The sequence below is a fragment of the Streptomyces sp. NPDC101194 genome (assembly GCF_044767885.1).
GTDB lineage: Bacteria > Actinomycetota > Actinomycetes > Streptomycetales > Streptomycetaceae > Streptomyces.
Genome location: NZ_JBIWOS010000005.1, coordinates 505,071 through 524,904 on the forward strand (window position 1 = coordinate 505,071; position 19,834 = coordinate 524,904).

The window sequence follows — 19,834 nt, forward strand, 5'->3', positions numbered from 1 at the left end:
TGTGGGCCGGTTCCCGCTCGCCCCGGCCGGAACGTCGGCGAGACCTTGCTCCGGTTTTGGCGACGCGGCGGTGCCGCGGGCACGGCATCCCGCACGCCCCGGCATCGGGCGGATGGGTGCGGGGAAGGCAGCCGGGTCCGTCCGTGGCTCATAAGTACCGGATCCGGAGCAGCGACAGGGTGTCGACCGCTGCCGCCGTCGCGCGACGCGTGAGAAGCCCCCGCTGGTGGGCCCCGGCGGCCACGCGGCGCGATGCCCGTGCTTCCCCGCACCCCTACCACCCGCCCGGCATCCGGTACCGCTCGGGCGGCGTCGGCCCGTCCGGGAGGGGCCTACCGCCTCCGCAGGGCGGCGGCGACGGCTTCCAGAACCTCGATGGGACGCAGCAGATCCGCGTAACCGATCGGCGGCCTGCCCGTACGCGCCATCTCCAGGAACGCTTCCAGCCCCGGTACGCAGTAGTTCGCGTCGAGGGCGAGAGTCTGTTGGGCCATGGCGTCCTGGGTGAACGTCATTCCATGGAACGGGATCTGGTGCGTTTCGGTCGGTTGGACGAAGTTCACGACGACGCGGGTGCCGCCGGCGGTGAACGACGCGGTGACGGTGGTGTCGGTGGTGCCCGTGCGAACGTCACAGATTTCGCCGGGGGCGAGCCGGAGAGCGAGATCCACCGGGTGGATGCCGTAGAAGAAGATCCCGCCGTACTCACCATCGGGATCGGCGGGCCCCGACGTCACCACCGTGTGCGGTGGCCCGCCGCGGGCGGACCGGGCCGCCAGCACGTCGGCGTCGGGAATCCAGCGGAGCGCCGAGAACGACGTGAGCGGCGCGTCGTGGGCGAGCGCGGTGTCGATGATGGCTCGGGCGTCGTCCACGGAGCAGGCCAGCGGCTTGTCGACGAACACCGGAAGCCCCTCGGCCAGGAAGGGGATCGCCTGCTCCCGGTGGTGCGCACCGTGCCGGTCGGCGACGACGACGGCGTCCACCAGCCCGAGCAGGTCGGTGGGTTCGTCGACGATCTTCGCTATACCTCCGGTGGACGCCAGCGCGTCGTTGCGCCGACCGTGCCCGCCGCTGAGGGCCACGACGCGGGCGTCGCCGCCCGCGCCGTGGACGTTGAGATGGCCGATGATGTGGTCGACATGGCTGTTCTCGGTGCCAACGATCCCGATGCGCATCGGGAGAGGTTACCTTCACGGTGACATGCCCGGTCAGCGCGTTCCGCCGCTCGTCGGGAGGCAGCCCCCGGATGCGTACGCCCGCGCCCCCGCTCGGCCGGCCCTCGGGTCGACCGCCGCGGCTTCAGGCGAGGGCCTTTGCCAGGACTGCGGCCGTCTCGGAGACCACGAGATCGTCCGCCTCGGCGTCGGCGTCGCGCTTGGTGGACAGGACTGCCAGCACGATCGGCCCCCGGCCCGGTTGCCAGGCGATGCCCACGTCGTTCGCGGTCCCGTAGCTGCCGGTGCCAGTCTTGTCCCCGACGGTCCAGTCGTCGGGAAGGCCCGCGCGCAGGCGTTTGCCACCCGTCGTGTTGGCCAGCAGCCACCCGGTCAATCGTTTCCGGTCCCCAGCTTCCAGGGCACGCCCGAGGACGAGCCGCGCATAGGTCTCGCCGATCGCGCGTGGACTGGTGGTGTCGGTCGCACGGCCCGGCTCCGCCGAGTTCAGTTCCGGCTCCCAGCGGTCCAGCCGGGTCACCGTGTCTCCGAGGGACCGGCAGAAGCGAGTGACGGACCTCGGTCCGCCGAGTTCCTCCAGGAGGAGGTTCGCCGCGGTGTTGTCGCTGAACGAGATGGCGGCCCCGCACAGGGCGTCCACCGTCATCCCGTGCGCGAGATTCTCCGGCTTGCCCGTCACCGGTGCGCCCTTCGCCCTCTCGATGTCCTGTTCCGTGTAGTGAATGACCTTCGACAGGAACGTGCCGTCGTGGTCCAGGTCCCTCAGGACGGCCCCGACGGCCGGCGTCTTGAACACCGAACACATGGGGAAGCGCTCATCGCCCCGATGCGCGACGCTCCTCCCCGTCACCGTGTTCCACCCGAACACCCCCAGCCGAACGGCATGGTCCCGCTCCAGGGCCTGCAGCTTCCGCCTCGTCGCACCGTCTGGACCGACGGCGTACGCGGCCGACGTCGAGGCACCGGCGGCCAGCACCGCCCCCAGGCCTCCGGTGAGCACCGCACGCCGTGACTCGTTCCTGTTCGGACTCAAGATATCCGTCCCTCCTCCTCGTTCACCTGCGCTTCCTGCACATGACGTGCTCCGCGAGCCCACCGGTTGCAAGCGTCGACGGCGAGGCCCGGTCCAGGCTCTGTTCGCTCGGCGCGGCGTCGCCGGTGCTGTCGCTCCGACCGACGCCGTGCGGGCGACGTGCCCTCGGCCCACGCCCGGCCGCTCCCCGAACGCACAGCCGGCACGTGCGGCCCTCGGCGCGCTTTTGCCACGACGCGGCTTCCATGCGATCGACGGCCCGGGGGCCGGGTCCCGTCGTTCGAGCGGCGTGTTCCGGCTCGGCCGAAATGCACGATGGACATGACCAAGTGCCCTGGATACTCTCGAACTTGGTCTAGACCTAACGGGGTGGAGTGCACCCGCCCCACTCGTCTCGCGCGCCCCCACACCTCCCTCAGGAGCGAAGCATGCGCAGAAGGATCACCTCGTTACTGCTCGGGCTCGGCATCGCCGGAGCCTCCGTCCTCGTCACCGGCGGCAGCGCCCAGAGCCACGGCTACACCGACGCCCCCATCAGCCGTCAGCAGCTCTGCGGCAATGGGACCGTGCGCAACTGCGGCCAGATCCAGTGGGAACCGCCGAGCGTGGAGGGCCCGAAGGGCTTCCCCGCCCGAGGCCCTGTCGACGGCACGATCTGCTCCGGCGGTATCGGTCGGTTCTCCGAGCTCGACGACCCGCGCGGCGGCACCTGGCCCGCGACCAAGGTCACCGGCGGGCAGAGCTACACCTTCCGCTGGCAGATCGAGGCACGGCACGCCACGACCGACTTCCGTTACTACATCACCAAGGACGGCTACGACCCCACCAAGCCCCTCACCCGGGCCGATCTGGATCCGCAGCCGTTTCTGACCGTCCCCTTCGGCGGCCGCCTGCCGGGTTCCACGGTCAGCCACTCCGGCGTCCTGCCCCAGAAGTCGGGAAAGCACCTGATCCTCGGCGTCTGGACGATCGCCGACACCGGGAACGCCTTCTACGCCTGCTCGGACGTGACCTTCTGAGCCGGCGCCCCGCATCCGTGCCCGCACCGGTTCGGTGAGCGTGCGGTCCTCACGGACGAGGACCGCACGCCCCGGTCACCGCACCGATGACGAGATCCGGTGCGGCACGCGGCGCGGTCCCGGTCGGCCGACGGCCGGACCGTCGGATCACCACGGCGTCCTCTCCCGGTGCGATCCGCTGAAGGACCGTCAGGAACTTGGCAGGGGCGACGGCGGTGTCCCTCGATTCGGCCGGTGCCTCGACGGGACGAGGCCGATGTCCCCGTCACTCGGCCGTGGCGAGCCGGTCCGGTGGCTGGACGGTGACGAGAGCGATCCCCCCGCAGCACACCGCGAGCAGCAGCAGCTCGGTGGCCGACGGCGCGGGCGCGGTGTTCAGCGCCCAGTCGCCGAGGCGCACCGTGAACGGGACGGCCAGCTGCACAGCGGCCGTGAAGACCGGTCCGCGCAGCAGGATGAGCCGGTGTTGTACGAGGTAGGCCGGCGCGTAGAGAGCCGCGCCCAGCACGACCACACCGCCGGTCGCGGCGGGTGTCGGCGGGTGGGCGACCAACGCGGGCAGTGCCATCGGGAGCAGCAGACAGGTCGCGGCGGCGAGCAGCACGGGCAGCACGGCGAGGGGCGGCAGCCCCGCCAGCCGTTCCCGGTACAGGAACCCGTACACCGCGAAGGCCGTGGTCGCGGCCAGCACCATCAGCAGTCCCGCCCCGTCCAGATCTCCCGCGTCCGCGCCGAGCGCCGCATAGCCGGCGGCCGCCGCGCAGGCGAGGATCGCCCCCGCCGCCTTGCGCGGCCCGGACCGCTCCCCGAAGAACACCGCGCCCACCGCCACCGAGACGCAAGGCATCAGTGCGACGACAAGGTTGGTCAGCGACGTTCCGATGCGCGGGATCGCGAGGAGGGTACCGGCCGCGTAGCCGGCGAAGCCGAGCAGGCCCAGCAGCCACACGGTGGCGGGGCGGGCGACGGCCCGGCGCAGATCGGCCCGGCCGGCCGCGCTGGAGACGGCGACGGCGGTGAGCACCGCGCAGCACACCGCGGTGCGGCCCACGGCGACGATCAGCGGATCCGTCCCGGCGACCAGGGCGCCGGAGAGCAGCCAGGTCCCGGCGAGCAGCAGGACGAGAGCACCCGGCACAGCACGGCCTTTCCGCGAACGATCGAGAGACGGACGGCGGAGCTCGGGTCGCCCGGTCCCCCGTGGCCACCCGTCCGATGGCTGTCACGACTCTCGTCCACCCCGAGGTGCCCCGCCTCGGATCACCATCATGGTGTGCCCGGCCGCAGCCGTCCACCGGCTCGTGCCCCCAGGCGCGGCTTCACTCCGGCCAGGGGGAATCCAGAATGGTGTCCACGAAGTCGCCCCGCTCGAATCCGGGTACGTACCGCTGCAGGACATCGGCCTTCACATTGCCGAAGGTGGTGTCCGGCTTGGGTTCGATGCCTTCGGTGAAGGCCCTGAGAATGCGCTGTTTGAAGTCGGGGCGGGGATGCAGGGCGACGATCGAGTCGCGGTCCGCGTCGCTGATGTCCCTGTACCCGATGCCGAGCACGTCGTACTCCACCCCCGCGGTCACCAGGGCGACCTCGGGTTCCATGTACTGAGGGATTCCCGGTGTCGTGTGGAGCGCGATCGACGTCCAAACGCGACGGATGCTGTCCTCGGGCACTCCACGGCTCTGCAGGAATCTCCGTGCCTCGTCGGCGCCGTCCACCTCGAACCGGCGTCCGCTGTCCCGGAACTCCTCGTTGAGGCCCAGGTCGTGGAACATGGCCCCGATGTAGAGCAGTTCCGGGTCGAATCCCAGTCCCTTGGTGCGACCCTGCAGGCTGCCGAAGAAGTAGACCCGGCGGGAGTGGTGGTAGATCAGGTCGTCGGTCGCGTCACGCACCAGTTCCGTGGCCTCGGCGGCCAGTCGGGTGTCGGGCACCGTCACTCCGGTGACGGATGCGAGGTCGGTGCTGCCGGCCATGTGAACTCCTTCTTCGTGCGACATGTCGGGTCTGCTCGTCCGATTCTTCAGCCGGTGGCCCTTCACCGCCAGGTCAGCCGTCGGCGACGTCCCCCCTGTCCGCCAGGGACAGATGGAGATGAGCCAGGTCGTGCGGGACGGGCCCGTCGTGACGGAAGAGAGGCGGGCTCTCCCCGTCGGCGGCCGTCGCCGGGGCGTCCGTGAGACGCAGACGCGTGCGCAGTCGCCCGTAGAAGTCGTGCGGACCGAGCCGGATCACACGCAGACGACGCGGTGCCGCGTACACCCCGAGCCAGTCTCCGGCGTGCAGTACGCCTCGCAATTGACCGTCGATCGTGACCGCTCCCTGCCCGGAATGGGCCAGAACCCGCACCGCGACCGGCTCGTCCGGCGCGACGACGACGGTGCGGTTGAAGGTCATGTGGGGGGCGACGGGTGTGAAGAGGACGGCGTCCATGCGGGGTGAGACCACCGGGCCGCCCGCGGCGAAGCTGTAGGCGGTCGACCCGGTGGGCGTGGCCATGATCACGGCGTCGGCCGAGTACGAGGCGAGGAGCCGACCGCCGATGTAGACGCCGAGACTCACCTGCCGGTCGCGCGCGAGTTTCTCGACGACGACGTCGTTCAGAGCCGTGACGTCCAGCGCCACGCCCCAGCCCTCCGCCGCGGCCTCGGCCTCCCGGTCCACCTGGGGAGGCGGCAGCATCGGGCGCCGTCCGTAACCCATCAGGGCGTCGATGTCCTTGGGCACTTCGAGTACGCGGGAGGCCCGCATCGTCAGCGTCATGCGTTCCTCGACATCGGCCTGCCCATGGTGGACGGCGTCGAGCGCCCGGACGACGTCTGCGGCCGGCACCTCGGTCAGGAAGCCGACCCGGCCCAGGTCGATACCGAGGACGGCGGCACGGTTCTTGGCCGCGATCCGGGCACCACGCAGAAATGTTCCGTCGCCGCCGAGCGTCACGATGAGATCGGGGTTGCCCGCGACATCCGCCTCCTCACGGCCGCCGCGGCGCCGCGCGTCGTCACGCCACACGTCGATCTCCATGCACGGAATGCCTTCGCCCGCGCACCAGTCGCGTACGACGTGCTCCGTGGCGACGGCCTCGGAGCGGCCTCGGTGGACAACGACTCCCACCCGCTCGACACTCATCCCGCTCCGACTCCCCGTGTTCCGACGATGTGGCGACGTCCTGGTCCCACCTTGACCGTTCATGGGTGTGCCTGCTCGGTCGCCGGGCCGACGGCCGGTCCCCCGTCAGGCGATCGGACCCGGAGCGATCCGCCCGCCGCGCGGGCAGACTGGTGGGGAAGAGTTCGTCCGCTCTTCGTGCGGGGGCGCGGCCGAGTCCGCCCGGTGGCCCGCGGGGTCGCGGCGCCCCACACCCCCCGTGGTCGTCACTTCTGTCCGGAGCAGGCCATGACCGCAGTCCGGGCGTCCAGGCGCAGTCGACGTTCCCTCACCGCGGCGGCCGGGGCCGTGGCTCTCGCCGCCGCCTGGATCGGCCTCTGCGCCGTCACCGGCTCCACGGCACCGGCCGCCGCTCTCCCTGCCCCCGATCATGTGGTGGTCGTGGTGATGGAGAACCACGCCTACACCCAGGTGATCGGCAGCTCCGACGCCCCGTACATCAACAACACGCTCAAGGCGGGTGGCGCGAACCTCACCCGGTCCTTCGGGCTCACCCACCCCAGCGAGCCGAACTACTACATGCTGTTCTCGGGCTCCGACCAGGGCCGCACCGACGACGGTTGCGTGGGCGTCGGTTCCCTGTCCGCACCCGATCTCGCGTCCGAGCTGATCGCCGTGGGAAAGACCTGGGCCAGCTACAACGAGACGCTGCCCAGCCAGGGTTCGACCGTCTGCAGCAGCGGCGACTACGCCCAGCAGCACAACCCCTGGTTCGGGTTCGCCAATGTGCCCACCGGCACCGCGAAGACCATGGCGCAGTTCCCGGCCGACTTCACGAACCTGCCGAAGATCTCGTTCGTCGTGCCGAACCTGTGCGACGACATGCACGACTGCTCGGTGGCCACCGGCGACGCCTGGCTCAAGGGCGAGCTGGGGGCCTATGCCGCCTGGGCCAAGACCCACAACAGCCTTCTGCTCGTCACGTTCGACGAGGACGACGGGCTGTCGGGCAACCGCATCCCCACCATCCTCTACGGAGAGCACGTCATCCCCGGCAGCTCCAGCGGTGCCACGTACAACCACTACGACGTGCTGCGCACCCTGGAGGACCTGGCCGGGCTGACGACACACGCCGGCCACGCGGCCTCGGCATCCGACATCACCGGCATCTGGAACTGACGACGATGTGTGCCGCGGCCTCCCGCGGCACCGAAGTCGCCGTGCCCGGCACCGTCCTGGCACCGGGCACGCTCGCCGACGACGTCCGCCGTGACCCCGGCCGGTCCGGGGCCACGCCTCGGCGGCCGGGGCGGGGACACGGTCCCCGGCCGTCCGGTGGGGTCAGGACTGCACGTCCTCCGGAATGCTGACCAGCCATCGGGTCTCCCCGCGGGGGCGCAGGTACAGCACCCAGTAGAGCGTGGCGACCGCCGTGATCCCGCCGGTCCACAGCAGGTACTCGGTCTCCTGCTGGGTCAGGATGTACGCGAGCACGGCGATCAGCAGCACCGGGATCGCGGGCCACAGCGGCATGCGCCAGGCCGGCGCCTCACGGTGCGCGCCGCGGCGGCAGAGCAGGGCGGCTACCGCGACCAGCAGGTACATGCCGGTGACGGAGACGCCGGTGACGCCGTACAGGGTGTCGAGGTTGACGAAGCAGAGCGCCGCTCCGGGAACGCCGACGACCAGCGTCGCCACCCACGGGGAGCCGAACCGGCCGAGGCGGGACAGCGCGGCGTTGACCGGCTCGGGCCAGGCCTTGTCGCGGGCGGAGGCGAACAGGACCCGTGAGTTCTGGATGACCATGACGATGCCCGCGTTGATGATCGCGAGAGCGACGCAGAGGCTGACGAACGTGCCGACGGCCGAATTGGACCAGGCGGCGACCATGGTGTTCAGGTCCCCGGAGGTCAGGGCCGCGAGGTCCGGGGCGCCGAGCGTGATGGCGATGACCGGGACGAGGATGACCGCCGTGGAGATGGCGAGCGTGGCGAGCACGGTACGGGCGACGTTTCGCCGCGGGTTCTCCAGTTCCTCCGAGAGGTAGACGGCCGTGGAGAAGCCCTGGGTGATGAAGAGCGCGATCGCGAGCCCGGAGACCACCATCATCGCGGTGACCGTGGATGTCGTTCCGCTCGACGAGGCGACCGACCCGTGCACCAGCGCGGAGGCCCCGCGCTCGGAGTGCGCGAACCCGAGGACGGCGACGACGCCTGCCGCGATCACCTCCAGGACGAGGAAGATCCCGGTGATCCACGCGTTGGCGCGCAGGTCCAGGAGACCGGCGAGGGTGGCGAGCACCATGACGCCCGCGCCCGCGGCGGGGGCCGGAATGTGCACGACGGGGGCGAGGTAGTCGGCCGTTCCCATGGCGATGACCGGGGGCACGATCATCACGACCAGCAGGGAGAGCACGAAGACGAGCCACCCGGCCAGCCGCCCGGCCATGGTCGACACCATGGCGTACTCGCCGCCCGCGCTCGGAATGAGGGTGCCGAGCTCCGAGTAGCAGAAGGCGACCGCGATACAGAGCAGTGAGCCGATGGCGATGGTGAGGGCGGTGTACGTGCCGAGGCTGGAGAACAGGTCCGGAACGACCACGAAGAGGGTCGAGGCGGGCGTCACGCAGGACAGCGTGAGCAGAGTCCCGCCCACGACGCCGATGGAACGCTTGAGCTTCTGTGGGGTGGGGCCGGTCGCCGGCGCGAGCGCCTGGGGAGCGCTGAGCGTTTCGGTCATCGTGCGATTCCGATCAACAGGTGCGGTGTCTGAGCACGGGAGCGGTATCGCCTCCAGACGAGGACGTGGTGAGTGGTTTCATCGCTCCCAGCGCGACATGCAATCCTGACGAGTTCCGCAGGTCAAGAGCTGTTCACCTTCGGAATTCGTTGTTTCGGAGGCAGGATTCGACTGTTTGGCGTTAAGAGTGCGTCAATCTGTTGGGGATCGGCGGGTACGGGAACCGCAGCCGGATCCCGGGGAAAGTTTTGCCCGTTCCGCATTCCGGAAGGGCGGGGGCCGGGAAGCCGGGGTGCCGCGGGTCGCGCATCCACCGTCTTGGTGCCAGCCTGGATGCATGGCTTGGGCGTCATGGACGACTCGCGGTGTGTTCTCCGGGCACGGTGGCGTGCTGACGGACGAGGCCGGCGTCCTGTCCGGGGATCTGACCGTTCACACGACCTGGGCCGATGACACGGCCCAGGTGACGGTGCAGTACACAGGGGCGATCGACTGGTTCACCATGTCGGGCAGTCCGGTGCCGTGCTGCTCGGAGGACGACAGCAGGCGTCTGCACGACGCGGTGGTGCGGTCCGTTCGGGAGGGAGAGGCGGCCACGGTTCCCAGACCGCCGCCCCGGAGCTCGCAACGGCCCACGGAGAGCGCCCAGGAGTGACGGTCGCGTCGGCCGGGCGCACAGCGCCACGCGAGGCTCCTCTCGGGAACGCCGGACACCGCGTCCGGCGGCGGCCGGACGGCCTTAGGATCCCCTGCATGAGCGGAGCGTTCAGCGGCTGGACAGAGCAGGCATTCGAGCTGCTTCTGCGGTTGGAGGGTGCACCTTCGCAGGAAGCACGCGAGAAACTCCGGAAGGACCGGGAACGCCTCGTGCGGCAACCCATGATCGCGTTGCTGAACGATGTGGCGGACGCCGACGGGGCGTACGAGGACTTCTCCGTCTGGGGTTTCCGCAAGGATCCGTGGTGGTGGCAGCATCAAGCGGCGGAGATCCGGATCGCGCGAGGTGTCCGGATCGGTCTGCGATTCGATCTCGACGGACTCCGGATCAGCGGTGGCTGGAGTTATCCGGATCCGGGGCAGATCCCGTTGTTCCGTGAAGCAGTTGCCGCGCGGGAGAGCGGACCGGAGCTGGTGCGCGCCGTCGAGGCCCTGGAGGCGCGAGGGTACGAGATCACCGGTGACGTCATGCGGCGCGTGCCGCGTGGTCACGACGCCGGTCATCCGCGCGCCGCTTTCCTTCGGCACCGCTCCGTCACCGCCGCCCGCCCCCTCGGCGGGGACTGCGCACAGCACACGGCGGCGCTGGTCGACTCCGTGCTCGTGGCGGCGGAGGAACTGGCACCCCTGCTGTCCTGGCTCGCCCGCCATGTGACCGTTCCGGGCTCCCGTCGGCCTGCCACCTGACATCGACGCCGCGTGCGACTCTTGTCGACGAACAGCCGAAAGGCGGCCCCTGACCGGTGGGTGGTCCGTTGCCGGAAAAGTCTCCGGCCTCTCGCCACCCGTCGGTCCTGAACCGCCTTTCGGTGCCCCTGTACGTCAGTACGCGCCGAAGACGTTGTCGATCGAACCGTACTTGTCGGCGGCGTAGTTGCACGCTGCGGTGATGTTGGCGACCGGGTCGTAGCTGTCCATGGACGTGCCGGGCACGTGGTAGGCGCGGAACGTCGGGTCGATGATCTGCAGAAGGCCCTTGGAGGGCGTTCCCGCGGCAGCGTTCGAGTCCCAGTTGTTGATGGCCCGCGGGTTACCGGAGGACTCGCGCATGATGTTGCGGTGGATGCTGTCGTAGCTGCCGGGGATTCCGTGCTTGGCCATGACGGCCAGCGCTTCCCTGATCCAGCCGTCCAGATTGTTCGCGTACGTCGCGGGCTTCGCCGCGGACGTGGTCGCAGCCGATGCGGCGGCGGTCTTCGCGGTGGTCGCGGCAGGGGCGGCTGCCCCGATAGTCAGCGTCATACCCGGGGCAATCAGACCGGGATTGTCACCGATGACATTTCGATTGTCCGCGTACAGCTTCTGCCAGCCACCGCTGAGGGAATGCGCTCTTGCGATCTTGGAAAGGGTGTCGCCGGCGACCACGGAATACGTCGCGGGCGCGGCCTTCTGTACGGAAACTCCCTCGGCGGTGGCGCTCTTCGACGCCACGGCCTTGGCTGCGGTGGCGGCCTGCGCCGGCGCGGCGGAGGCGAAGCCGGCACCCACCAGCGGAAGTACGAGGGCGACTCCGCCGGTGGCCGCGACAATGAAGCCGCGGGTCAGCGAAGTGGACTTGCGGCGACCGTGCTTACCCGTTGTGGACATGCTGAATTCCTCTCCGTCGCCTGCGAGGTGAGCTGTCGGGTTCGGACTGGAGATGTCCGGCCGCACGCGAATGCGACTTCACCCCGAGCCGTTCCGGATACCGGACCGGCGGCTTACCTGGGTCCCCCGCTCCTGCCGTACGTGAGTGGGTCGGATTCTCGGACGGCGGCAGGATTTGGCGTTCCGTCCGGATTGACGGTGACCGTAGGCGAGAAACACCAAAAGGAACAAGCCCCTATTTCTGGATCACATTTCATTCCAAGATCGATTAATGGAATTCGCCGTAATCCAGCTCACACCACGCAGCCGGATTTCCTTGCACAGAAGGGAAGCGCGCCGGTCGCCGAGACCTTCGAACCCCTCGAACGTGACTCACACCACGAAGCCGCAAAAGGGATATTTCCCTTGGTGTTCAAATGGTGCAGTAGGTAGAGAAAGCCCCTTTATTGACGAAGTTATTAATTTTTGACAAATCGGTCATACAGTGACATTGGGTCGCTCGCTCGAAGGCTCTTCGCTCCGGCGCACCCACGCATCGGCCCGACCACGTCCGACACGGCTCCGTCACCTCGGGGCTTTGCCTTTCGTCCTGCGGCTCGTTATCGTTCCGAGCGGCCCTGTTGTCTCCGATAGAGGTGGACGTTGCGCATCTGAGGTTCGCGAACATCGCGCCGTACGGCTCCCGCCGTACGCCTGTCACGCAGTAGCAGTGCTTTCCCCTGCCCGTGACCCCGCGTGGATGCGACCTCGGTGCCTCAGCCGTCCTTCGACCTTCCGGACCGCCGCACCCTCCTTCTCGGCACGGTCGCTGCGTGGTGCTCGCATACGAAGCCCCCTTCACCACGCTTGCGACTGCGAGGATCACCATGGCGACACCCACTGCCCCCAGCGCTTCGCTCACCTGCTCGGCGCTGTCCTTCCAGTGGCCGGACGGCACGACCGTCCTCGACGGCCTCTCGCTCAGCATCGGCCGCGGCCGTACCGGGCTCGTCGGTACCAATGGCGCGGGCAAGTCCACCCTGCTGCGACTGCTGGCCGGCCGGCTGCGTCCCACCCGGGGCTCGGTGACGGTCGGCGGGAGCCTCGCCTACCTGCCGCAGAACATCACCCTCGACACGACGCTGCGTGTGGACGCGGCCCTCGGCATCGCCGAGCGGCGCGCCGCGCTGCGCGCCATCGAGGCCGGGGATGTGGACGAGAGGCACTTCGACACGATCGGAGACGACTGGGACGTCGAGGAACGGGCCGTGGCGGCCCTGGGCTCCCTGGGACTCGGCAGCATCGAACTGGACCGCACCGTGGCCCAGTTGTCCGGGGGCGAGACCGTTCTCCTGCGCCTGGCCGCACTGCTGCTGGAACGTCCCGACATCCTTCTGCTGGACGAACCGACCAACAACCTCGATGTGCTCGCCCGGCGCAGACTCCACGAGGCCGTCGACAACTGGCGCTCCGGCGTGCTGGTCGTCGTCAGTCACGACCTCGAACTACTGGAGCGCGTCGACCGCATCGCCGAACTCCGGTCCGGCGCCGTGAACTGGTACGGCGGCGGCTGGTCGGCCTACCAGGAAGTCCTGAGCATCGAACAGGAGGCCGCCGGAAGGATGTTGCGCGCCGCGGAGGCGGATGTACGCCGCCAGAAGCGCGAACTGGAGGAGACCCAGGTGAAGCTGGCCCGACGTCGGCGCCAGGGCAGCAGGACGGCGGCCGACGGCGGGCTCCCGAAGATCATCGCCGGCCGCCGGAAGCGGTCCGCGCAGGAGTCCGCGGGAAAGCTCCGCGGCCTCCAGGCGGATCGGCTCAGCGAGGCACGCGACCGCCATGAGGAAGCGGCGGACGCGATCCGTGACGATGCCGAGATCCGTGTGAGCCTCCCCCGCACCGCTGTTCCCACCGGCCGCACCGTGCTGAGCCTGCACGAGCTGCGCCCCCGGTTCGGCAGGCTGCGCCAGGGCGACCTCCATGTGCACGGGCCCGAGCGAATCGCACTCGTCGGGCGCAACGGTGCCGGCAAGACGACACTGATGCGCACCCTCACCGGCGAGCTGGCTCCGCTGTCCGGCGAGGCCAGGACGTACGTACCGCTGCGATTCCTTCCGCAGCGGCTGGACGTGCTGGACGACGGGCTCAGCGTCGTGGCGAACGTGGGCCGGATGGCTCCCGGAGTCACCGACAACCACATCCGCTCGCAACTGGCACGCTTCCTGTTCCAGGGCAAGCGCGCGGAACAGCCGGCGGGCACCCTCTCCGGCGGAGAGCGTTTCCGTGCCGCGCTCGCCGCGGCGATGCTCGCCGCACCGGCCCCCCAGTTGCTGATGCTGGACGAGCCGACCAACAACCTCGACATCGCCAGCGTGCGGCAACTGACCAGCGCACTCGCGTCCTACGAAGGTGCGTTGCTGATCGCGAGCCACGACCTGCCGTTCCTCGAGTCGGTCGGCATCACCCGCTGGCTGGTCCTCGGGGAGGAGCTGCAGGACACCACCGCGGAGGAGGTGGGCGACCTGCTCGCGGCGTCGGAGGCGGGCTGAGCGGTCACGTGGCTCCGAGGAACACGTACGGAAGGGGGTGCGGGCCGCGTGAGGCCGAGGCCCGCACCCCGCGGGGGTCAGAGCCTGGCGATGATCTTGTTCATCTTCTCGATCTCGGCCGTCTGGGCGGTGATGACGGCATCGGCGAGCTTCTTCGCGTCGGCGTCGGCGCCCTTCTTCCGCTCGGCCTCGGCCATGGTGACCGCGCCCTCGTGATGGCCGATCATGAGCTGGGCGAACTTCTTGTCGAAGTCCTTGCCCTTGGCCGCCTCAAGGCCCCTCATGTCCTGGTCGGACATCATCCCGGGCATTCCGGAGCCGTTCGAGCCATGGTCCATGCCGGGCATGTCACCCATCGAGGCCGCGGGCAGCGGCTTGCCCCAGGACTTCAGCCAGCCCTTCATGGTGTCGATCTCGGGGTCCTGGGCCTTCTCGATCGCTGCGGCCAGGGCCTTGATCTCGGGGTCGGCGGCGCGGCCGTCGGCAAGCTTCGCCATCTCTATGGCCTGCTGGTGGTGCGGGATCATCTGCTGCGCGAACTCCACGTCCGCGGCGTTGAACGTACCGCCGGGGGCGACCGACGCGGAGGCAGTGGCGGAGCCGTGGTCCATGCCCGGCATGGACGAGCTGTCGGACGTGGAGCTTTCGGAGGAGCCACAGGCCGTCAGCGCCAGAGCGAGCGCGGCGACGGTGCCGACGGCCGCGAACGTGCGGCGACGGGTGGCGGAGGACGAAGAAACGGACATCATGCGTTCTTTCCAGGTGGATTGCGCCACAGCGGTGGCGCGCGAAAGGGACAGGGCGTATCCGGCCGCCCGGCCGCACGGCCGGGAACGGCGAACACCTGTCACGTCCGCGCGACGCAGACCTGGAGCAGTAGATCCCTGCCGGCGAGCGGCGGCCCCCGCCGTGCCGGTCCACGCACCGCCGTGCGCCGTCCCCCGGGCATCGACAGAGCCAGGGCCACCAGGCCCAGCGCCATGAGCAGCGGCAGCAGCCGGTCGCGTGCATGGGTGAATACGCACGACTCACCGCTCGTCCCCGGCGTGACGGCGCCGGCGTGCGCCGGACCGTGCTCGTCCGGCACGGCCGTGCGGGCTGCGCCCGTCGTCATCGACATGTGCATGTCCGAGGCCGCCACCGGGGCGCCGTGACAGCCCTCGGCGGCGCTCGCCGGGGCCCCGTGCATGAGGAACAGACCGCACAGGACGGCACACAGCACGAGCAGCCGGGACGCTCCCGGTGTGCACGCACGTCTGCGGTCCACGACTGCCTCGCATGCTCGGTCGTACGGGTTCTGAGATCCGAGCCCGACGATACCGCCAGAGGGTTTCCCCGTCCTGTCGTACCCCCTCCTCCCGCAGCCTGGTCGGCCTACGGCGCACGGCGGGCCCTCGGCCGCGCACAGGTGCGGGACGGCTCACTCGACGCTTCGGTCGCGGCTCCATGCGGCGTCGCGCAGCAGGCGCAGTCCGTTGAGGCCGACGATGACGGTCGCGAAACTCCTCGACCAGGCCCTCTTCCACGTCGAGCATCTGCGCATCGGCCTGCACGACGCCCCGGCCCAGGAAGCCGCGGGCAAGGTGACCGCCGCCCGCTGAACCCGCACTCGCCGCAGGTCGGGCCGGTTCCGCACCCGCCACCGGGCACGTCGCCCCGCGGCTCTTCCCGACCGCGTGACGTGTGCCCGGTGAAGCCCCTGGGCCGGGACGCCGTGGTCACCCGGCTTCGTTCCCCCGAGCGATGACGGACTCAAGGAATCCCCCGAGGATCTCGTCGAAGACCCCCGGTCGCTCCATGTTGGGGAAGTGCGCGGCGTCCTCGACGGTTGCGGCACGCCCGTCGGCGACCGTCCGCACGAGGCGCTGGGCCATACCGATGTGGTCGTCCGAATCGATGCCGCCGCTGATGGCCAGTACCGGAACCGTGATGCTCGCCGCCCGCGCCCAGGTGTCCGGCACGGGCACGCGCCAGTCGCGTTCGTCGCCGGTGTGTTTGGCGATCGTCCGCGCGGTCATCTCGCGCAGTCGGCGCACGACGGTGGGGTCGACATCGCCGAGCGTGCGGTGCGGGCCGGCGGCGAAGAGCATGGAGTCGTCGATCCAGCGTCCGATGTCACCGGCGGCCAGGGCGCGGGCCTGGTCGGCCAGGATCTCCACGGCCCAGGGGTCCTTGAACTCCGGCTCGCTCGATCCGGCACCCCCGACGACCAACGCACGCACCAGATCGGGGTGTTCGAGCGCGGTGTCGACCGCGGTCGCCGCACCCATCGACACCCCGACGAGGATCGCGGGACCGGCGTCGAGGTGGCGCAGCAGTGCGGCCAGGTCGTCCGTGTGACGGAACGGGCCGGCGGCGTTGGACGATGCGCCGTGTCCACGGGCGTCCGGCACGACCACCCGGTGGCGGCGCGCGAGAACCGGCACCTGGTCGTCCCACATGCCGTGGTCGAGGAAGCCGGCGTGCAGCAGCACCAGCAACGGGCCCGCCCCGGTGTCCCGATAGCGGAGAAGGCCGTCCTCGATCTCGAAGGAGAGAAGGTCTGAGGTAGCAATCATGACAACCAAGGTGTCACCCCTTTCATATATTGGCAACCGAGGTGTCATGATGGGCGGGTGACCGACAGCGACTCGCCCCTGGCCCCCGACGATCTCGCCCGGCGCCTCACGGAGGTGTTCGCTCTCGTCGGCCCGCTGTACAGACGGGTACAGCGCAAGGTGGAAGAGGCCGCGCCGATCGAAGGCCTCTCCGTCGGCGTGCGCGCCGTCCTGGATCTGTTGCGGGAGCACGGGCCCATGACGGTCCCGCAGATGGGGCGCGCACAGGCGCTGAGCCGGCAGTTCGTGCAGCGCATGGTCAACGACGCCGCGGCGGGACAACTGGTCGAGATCGTCCCGAACCCCGCCCACCAGCGTTCGTCACTGATCCGGCTCACCGACGGCGGCAGGGCGGCGATCGACGCCGCCCTCGCCCGCGAACAGGACCTGCTGCGCCGGGTGGACGGGAACCTGACCGACGCCGACGTGACAGCCTGCGTTCGGGTGCTCAGCAGGATGCTCGATCTCTTCGACAACGTCGACGTGGACTGAGTCGCCGCCCGGTCGCCGGTGAGCGACCGGCTCACGATGCGGGTGGCCGTGGCGGGAATCCGACGTCGGCGACGCATAGGAAGCACGGGGCAGGGGATTCGGTGCGGACAGTCGACCCGCCGTTGTCGTACCGGAGAATCCGTCCGACCGCCGGCCGATGTCCGGTTCCCATCCGCCGACAGCCGCACGGGCACGATCACAGCCCTACGCCCGCTCCCGGGGGCGAACCGTGAGGAGGACGGTCCGGCGCCCCGGTCGGCGGCACAGGCGAACGCGCGTCAGGCGCCGGTCCGTCGACGGGCTTCCGTCACCGAATGCGGAACCAATTCGCCGCGTCTACGCTCATACGTGGATCAATGCCGCCAACAGTCGTGGCGCGACAGGAAGCGAGATCCCATGGAGCGGCTCAAGGCATCGGGACTCGCTGGGGAACTCTCGGCGGAGTTCCTCGGCACGATGGTGCTGATCCTCTTCGGCTGCGGTGTCGTGGCCCAGGTCGTCGCGGGCGGCGCGCTCACCAACCCGCCCGGAGGCCTCGGGAATCATGACAGCATCGCCTGGGCATGGGGCCTCGGGGTGACTCTGGGTGTCTATGTGGCGGCCAGACTGAGCGGAGCGCATCTCAACCCCGCTGTCACACTTTCGCTCGCCGCTTTCAAGGACTTCCCCTGGAAGAAAGTGGCCCCCTACACGCTCGCCCAACTCGTGGGGGCCTTCATCGGGGCGCTGCTGGTGCGCTGGAATTACACCGAGGCTCTGGCCAAGGCGGACCCGGGACACACGATCAAGACGCAATTCGTCTTCTCGACGCTGCCCGCCAACGGGAACACCGCGCTACCGGTCCATGAATGGGGAGCACTGCGGGACCAGGTCATCGGCACCGCCATTCTCGTGCTGCTGATCTTCGCGGTCACGGATCTGCTCAACACACCGCCGGGCGCCAACATCAGCCCGTTCATCGTGGGTCTCATCGTGGTGGCCATCGGCATGGCATGGGGCACCAATGCCGGATACGCGATCAACCCGGCGCGCGACCTCGGGCCCCGGCTCGCGAGCTTCCTCACCGGCTACGGAGGGGCGTGGCGGGACCAGTACGGGAACCTCTACTTCTGGGTGCCGATCGTGGGACCGCTCGTGGGCGGTTTGATCGGCGCCTTCTTCTACAGGACGCTCATCGGCCGCTTCCTGCCGATCGCGGAACCGGAGCCGGAGGGCAGAATCCCCACGCCGCCGGAGAGGTGACGCCCGGTTCCTTCATCGGGCGCGACTCAGGAGAGGCAGCATGCCATGGCCGACTTCATCGGCGCGGTGGATCAAGGCACCACCAGCAGCCGCTTCATGATCTTCGATCACGGCGGAAACGAAGTGGCCAAGCACCAGTTGGAGCACGAGCAGATCCTGCCCCGCCCCGGCTGGGTGGAACACGACCCGGTGGAGATCTGGGAGCGCACCAACTCGGTGATGCAGAACGCCCTGCGCACCGGAGGTCTCGGTGCCACCGATCTCGACGCCATCGGGATCACCAACCAGCGCGAGACCACCGTCGTATGGGACCCCCGCACCGGTCGTCCGTACTGCAACGCCATCGTCTGGCAGGACACCCGGACCGACTCGATCGCCAAGGCCCTGGAGAACGAGGGGCATGGTGAGGTCATCCGGCGCAAGTCGGGACTGCCTCCGGCCACGTACTTCTCCGGCGGGAAGATCAAGTGGATCCTCGATCACGTCGACGGGGTGCGCGAGGCCGCGGAGCGGGGCCGCGCGGTGTTCGGGAACACGGACTGCTGGGTGCTGTGGAATCTCACCGGCGGTCCCGACGGTGGCATCCACGCGACCGACGTGACCAATGCCGCCCGTACGATGCTGATGGATCTGGAGACACTCGACTGGGACGACGAACTGCTGGGCATCTTCGACATCCCCAGAGCGATGCTGCCGGTGATCAACCCGTCCTCCGACGCCGAGGCGTACGGCCGCACGCGTACCTCCCGGCCCTTGCGGGCGGCGATCCCGATCACCGGAGTGCTCGGCGACCAGCAGGCGGCCACCGTGGGTCAGGTGTGCTTCGAGCCGGGCGAGGCGAAGAACACGTACGGCACCGGCAATTTCCTCGTGCTCAACACCGGCACGGAGCCGATCGGGTCGCAGCACGGGCTGCTCACCACCGTCGCCTACCGGTTCGGGCAGAACCCGGCCGTCTACGCCCTGGAGGGCTCCATCGCCGTCACGGGGTCCGCCGTGCAGTGGCTGCGCGACCAGATGAAGATCATCACCGTGGCCGCGGAGAGCGAGTGGCTCGCCCGGACGGTCGAGGACAACGGCGGGATGTACTTCGTGCCCGCGTTCTCGGGCCTCTTCGCCCCGTACTGGCGCTCGGACGCCCGCGGTGCCATCGTCGGCCTCGCCCGCTACAACACCAACGCCCATCTGGCACGGGCCACTCTGGAGGCCATCTGCTACCAGAGCCGCGACGTGGTGGAGGCGATGGAGCAGGACTCCGGTGTCCATCTCGACGTGCTCAAGGTCGACGGCGGGGTCACGGCCAACGACCTGTGCATGCAGATCCAGGCGGACGTACTCGGGGTGCCGGTCAGCCGCCCGGTCGTCGCCGAGACGACCGCGCTGGGAGCCGCGTACGCGGCGGGTCTCGCCACCGGTTTCTGGCGCGACGAGGGAGAGTTGCGGGAGCACTGGCAGGAGTCGAAGCGCTGGGAGCCGCAGTGGGACGACGGGCGGCGCGCCGAAGGGTACGCGGGCTGGAAGAAGGCGGTCGAACGCACCCTCGACTGGGTCACCGTGGACTGACGTCGGGGGCTCGACGACCGTACGGGCACGCCGC

The 19,834-nt window shown here is 69.6% G+C and carries 18 protein-coding genes, 1 pseudogene and 1 riboswitch; of the genes and pseudogenes, 9 read left to right on the forward strand and 10 right to left on the reverse strand.

The genetic code is table 11. From position 1 onward, the window contains the following. Positions 1–332 precede the first annotated feature (332 nt). The gene (locus ACIRP2_RS21945) at positions 333–1,178 is read right to left on the reverse strand and encodes a Gfo/Idh/MocA family protein (RefSeq protein ID WP_404252676.1); all 846 of its coding nucleotides are present in this window, start codon (positions 1,176–1,178) and stop codon (positions 333–335) included. Between the two features lie 124 nt (positions 1,179–1,302). Further along, on the reverse strand, positions 1,303–2,214 hold the full coding sequence (gene bla, locus ACIRP2_RS21950; RefSeq protein WP_404252919.1) for a class A beta-lactamase: 912 nt from the start codon (positions 2,212–2,214) through the stop codon (positions 1,303–1,305). A 425-nt stretch (positions 2,215–2,639) separates the two neighbouring features. Between bla and ACIRP2_RS21955 the strand changes: the two genes are divergently transcribed. Further along, entirely contained in the window at positions 2,640–3,230 is a 591-nt protein-coding gene (locus ACIRP2_RS21955; protein WP_404252678.1) for a lytic polysaccharide monooxygenase, read from the forward strand. A gap of 265 nt (positions 3,231–3,495) precedes the next feature. On the opposite strand, the gene ACIRP2_RS21960 is transcribed toward ACIRP2_RS21955, so the two are convergent. The 3 genes from ACIRP2_RS21960 to ACIRP2_RS21970 all read right to left on the reverse strand — a co-directional run bounded on the left by ACIRP2_RS21960 (position 3,496) and on the right by ACIRP2_RS21970 (position 6,356). Next, positions 3,496–4,368: a DMT family transporter gene (locus ACIRP2_RS21960; RefSeq protein WP_404252680.1), complete on the reverse strand. Its 873-nt coding sequence runs from the start codon at positions 4,366–4,368 to the stop codon at positions 3,496–3,498. A 181-nt stretch (positions 4,369–4,549) separates the two neighbouring features. Beyond that, positions 4,550–5,203 (reverse strand): HD domain-containing protein, encoded by a 654-nt coding sequence (locus ACIRP2_RS21965; RefSeq protein WP_404252682.1) that lies wholly within the window; start codon positions 5,201–5,203, stop codon positions 4,550–4,552. 73 nt (positions 5,204–5,276) lie between these two features. Further along, positions 5,277–6,356: an NAD(+)/NADH kinase gene (locus ACIRP2_RS21970; protein ID WP_404252684.1), complete on the reverse strand. Its 1,080-nt coding sequence runs from the start codon at positions 6,354–6,356 to the stop codon at positions 5,277–5,279. 267 nt (positions 6,357–6,623) lie between these two features. Here ACIRP2_RS21970 and ACIRP2_RS21975 point away from each other — a divergent pair, with 267 nt between their 5' ends. Continuing rightward, positions 6,624–7,514, forward strand: a complete 891-nt coding sequence (locus ACIRP2_RS21975; RefSeq protein WP_404252686.1) for an alkaline phosphatase family protein — start codon at positions 6,624–6,626, stop codon at positions 7,512–7,514. 162 nt (positions 7,515–7,676) lie between these two features. Here ACIRP2_RS21975 and ACIRP2_RS21980 read toward each other — a convergent pair whose 3' ends face one another. Then, positions 7,677–9,074, reverse strand: coding sequence for an APC family permease (locus ACIRP2_RS21980; protein WP_404252688.1), 1,398 nt, complete (start codon positions 9,072–9,074; stop codon positions 7,677–7,679). Between the two features lie 337 nt (positions 9,075–9,411). On the opposite strand from ACIRP2_RS21980, the gene ACIRP2_RS21985 reads away from it, so the two are divergent. Both ACIRP2_RS21985 and ACIRP2_RS21990 read left to right on the forward strand, forming a co-directional pair. Continuing rightward, entirely contained in the window at positions 9,412–9,729 is a 318-nt protein-coding gene (locus ACIRP2_RS21985; RefSeq protein WP_404252690.1) for a hypothetical protein, read from the forward strand. A gap of 98 nt (positions 9,730–9,827) precedes the next feature. After that, positions 9,828–10,478, forward strand: coding sequence for a DUF2461 family protein (locus ACIRP2_RS21990; protein ID WP_404252692.1), 651 nt, complete (start codon positions 9,828–9,830; stop codon positions 10,476–10,478). A gap of 135 nt (positions 10,479–10,613) precedes the next feature. Here the strand turns inward: ACIRP2_RS21990 and ACIRP2_RS21995 are convergent, their stop codons facing one another. Continuing rightward, positions 10,614–11,378 (reverse strand): transglycosylase SLT domain-containing protein, encoded by a 765-nt coding sequence (locus ACIRP2_RS21995; protein WP_404252694.1) that lies wholly within the window; start codon positions 11,376–11,378, stop codon positions 10,614–10,616. A gap of 4 nt (positions 11,379–11,382) precedes the next feature. Further along, positions 11,383–11,541, reverse strand: a riboswitch (cyclic di-AMP (ydaO/yuaA leader). Positions 11,542–12,244: 703 nt separating this feature from the next. On the opposite strand from ACIRP2_RS21995, the gene ACIRP2_RS22000 reads away from it, so the two are divergent. Then, positions 12,245–13,906, forward strand: a complete 1,662-nt coding sequence (locus ACIRP2_RS22000; protein ID WP_404252696.1) for an ABC-F family ATP-binding cassette domain-containing protein — start codon at positions 12,245–12,247, stop codon at positions 13,904–13,906. Between the two features lie 77 nt (positions 13,907–13,983). On the opposite strand, the gene ACIRP2_RS22005 is transcribed toward ACIRP2_RS22000, so the two are convergent. After that, a complete protein-coding gene (locus ACIRP2_RS22005; RefSeq protein ID WP_404252698.1) occupies positions 13,984–14,652 on the reverse strand; it encodes a DUF305 domain-containing protein in 669 nt (222 codons plus the stop codon). A gap of 101 nt (positions 14,653–14,753) precedes the next feature. Then, positions 14,754–15,173 carry a hypothetical protein gene (locus ACIRP2_RS22010; protein WP_404252700.1) on the reverse strand — a complete coding sequence of 140 codons (420 nt, stop codon included), beginning with the start codon at positions 15,171–15,173 and terminating at the stop codon, positions 14,754–14,756. Between the two features lie 226 nt (positions 15,174–15,399). Between ACIRP2_RS22010 and ACIRP2_RS22015 the strand changes: the two are divergent. Then, positions 15,400–15,507: pseudogene (locus ACIRP2_RS22015) on the forward strand (transcriptional regulator); the annotation flags it as partial. Positions 15,508–15,624: 117 nt separating this feature from the next. On the opposite strand, the gene ACIRP2_RS22020 reads toward ACIRP2_RS22015, so the two are convergent. Then, entirely contained in the window at positions 15,625–16,464 is an 840-nt protein-coding gene (locus tag ACIRP2_RS22020; RefSeq protein WP_404252701.1) for an alpha/beta fold hydrolase, read from the reverse strand. A 57-nt stretch (positions 16,465–16,521) separates the two neighbouring features. Between ACIRP2_RS22020 and ACIRP2_RS22025 the strand changes: the two genes are divergently transcribed. The 3 genes from ACIRP2_RS22025 (at position 16,522) to glpK (ending at position 19,800) form a co-directional block, all read left to right on the forward strand. Next, entirely contained in the window at positions 16,522–16,995 is a 474-nt protein-coding gene (locus ACIRP2_RS22025; RefSeq protein WP_404252703.1) for a MarR family winged helix-turn-helix transcriptional regulator, read from the forward strand. 396 nt (positions 16,996–17,391) lie between these two features. Beyond that, the gene (locus tag ACIRP2_RS22030) at positions 17,392–18,237 is read left to right on the forward strand and encodes an MIP/aquaporin family protein (protein ID WP_404252705.1); all 846 of its coding nucleotides are present in this window, start codon (positions 17,392–17,394) and stop codon (positions 18,235–18,237) included. Positions 18,238–18,282: 45 nt separating this feature from the next. Beyond that, the gene (gene glpK / locus ACIRP2_RS22035; RefSeq protein ID WP_404252707.1) at positions 18,283–19,800 is read left to right on the forward strand and encodes a glycerol kinase GlpK; all 1,518 of its coding nucleotides are present in this window, start codon (positions 18,283–18,285) and stop codon (positions 19,798–19,800) included. Positions 19,801–19,834: the final 34 nt, after the last annotated feature.

Excerpts from the sequence above, each read along its gene's own strand:
- ACIRP2_RS21945 (WP_404252676.1), bottom strand. The coding sequence starts at position 1,178 with ATGCGCATCGGGATCGTTGGCACCGAGAACAGCCATGTCGACCACATC.
- ACIRP2_RS21955 (WP_404252678.1), top strand. The coding sequence starts at position 2,640 with ATGCGCAGAAGGATCACCTCGTTACTGCTCGGGCTCGGCATCGCCGGA.
- ACIRP2_RS21965 (WP_404252682.1), bottom strand. The coding sequence starts at position 5,203 with ATGGCCGGCAGCACCGACCTCGCATCCGTCACCGGAGTGACGGTGCCC.
- ACIRP2_RS21970 (WP_404252684.1), bottom strand. The coding sequence starts at position 6,356 with ATGAGTGTCGAGCGGGTGGGAGTCGTTGTCCACCGAGGCCGCTCCGAG.
- ACIRP2_RS21975 (WP_404252686.1), top strand. The coding sequence starts at position 6,624 with ATGACCGCAGTCCGGGCGTCCAGGCGCAGTCGACGTTCCCTCACCGCG.
- ACIRP2_RS21980 (WP_404252688.1), bottom strand. The coding sequence starts at position 9,074 with ATGACCGAAACGCTCAGCGCTCCCCAGGCGCTCGCGCCGGCGACCGGC.
- ACIRP2_RS21985 (WP_404252690.1), top strand. The coding sequence starts at position 9,412 with ATGGCTTGGGCGTCATGGACGACTCGCGGTGTGTTCTCCGGGCACGGT.
- ACIRP2_RS21990 (WP_404252692.1), top strand. The coding sequence starts at position 9,828 with ATGAGCGGAGCGTTCAGCGGCTGGACAGAGCAGGCATTCGAGCTGCTT.
- ACIRP2_RS21995 (WP_404252694.1), bottom strand. The coding sequence starts at position 11,378 with ATGTCCACAACGGGTAAGCACGGTCGCCGCAAGTCCACTTCGCTGACC.
- ACIRP2_RS22000 (WP_404252696.1), top strand. The coding sequence starts at position 12,245 with ATGGCGACACCCACTGCCCCCAGCGCTTCGCTCACCTGCTCGGCGCTG.
- ACIRP2_RS22005 (WP_404252698.1), bottom strand. The coding sequence starts at position 14,652 with ATGTCCGTTTCTTCGTCCTCCGCCACCCGTCGCCGCACGTTCGCGGCC.
- ACIRP2_RS22020 (WP_404252701.1), bottom strand. The coding sequence starts at position 16,464 with ATGATTGCTACCTCAGACCTTCTCTCCTTCGAGATCGAGGACGGCCTT.
- ACIRP2_RS22030 (WP_404252705.1), top strand. The coding sequence starts at position 17,392 with ATGGAGCGGCTCAAGGCATCGGGACTCGCTGGGGAACTCTCGGCGGAG.
- glpK (WP_404252707.1), top strand. The coding sequence starts at position 18,283 with ATGGCCGACTTCATCGGCGCGGTGGATCAAGGCACCACCAGCAGCCGC.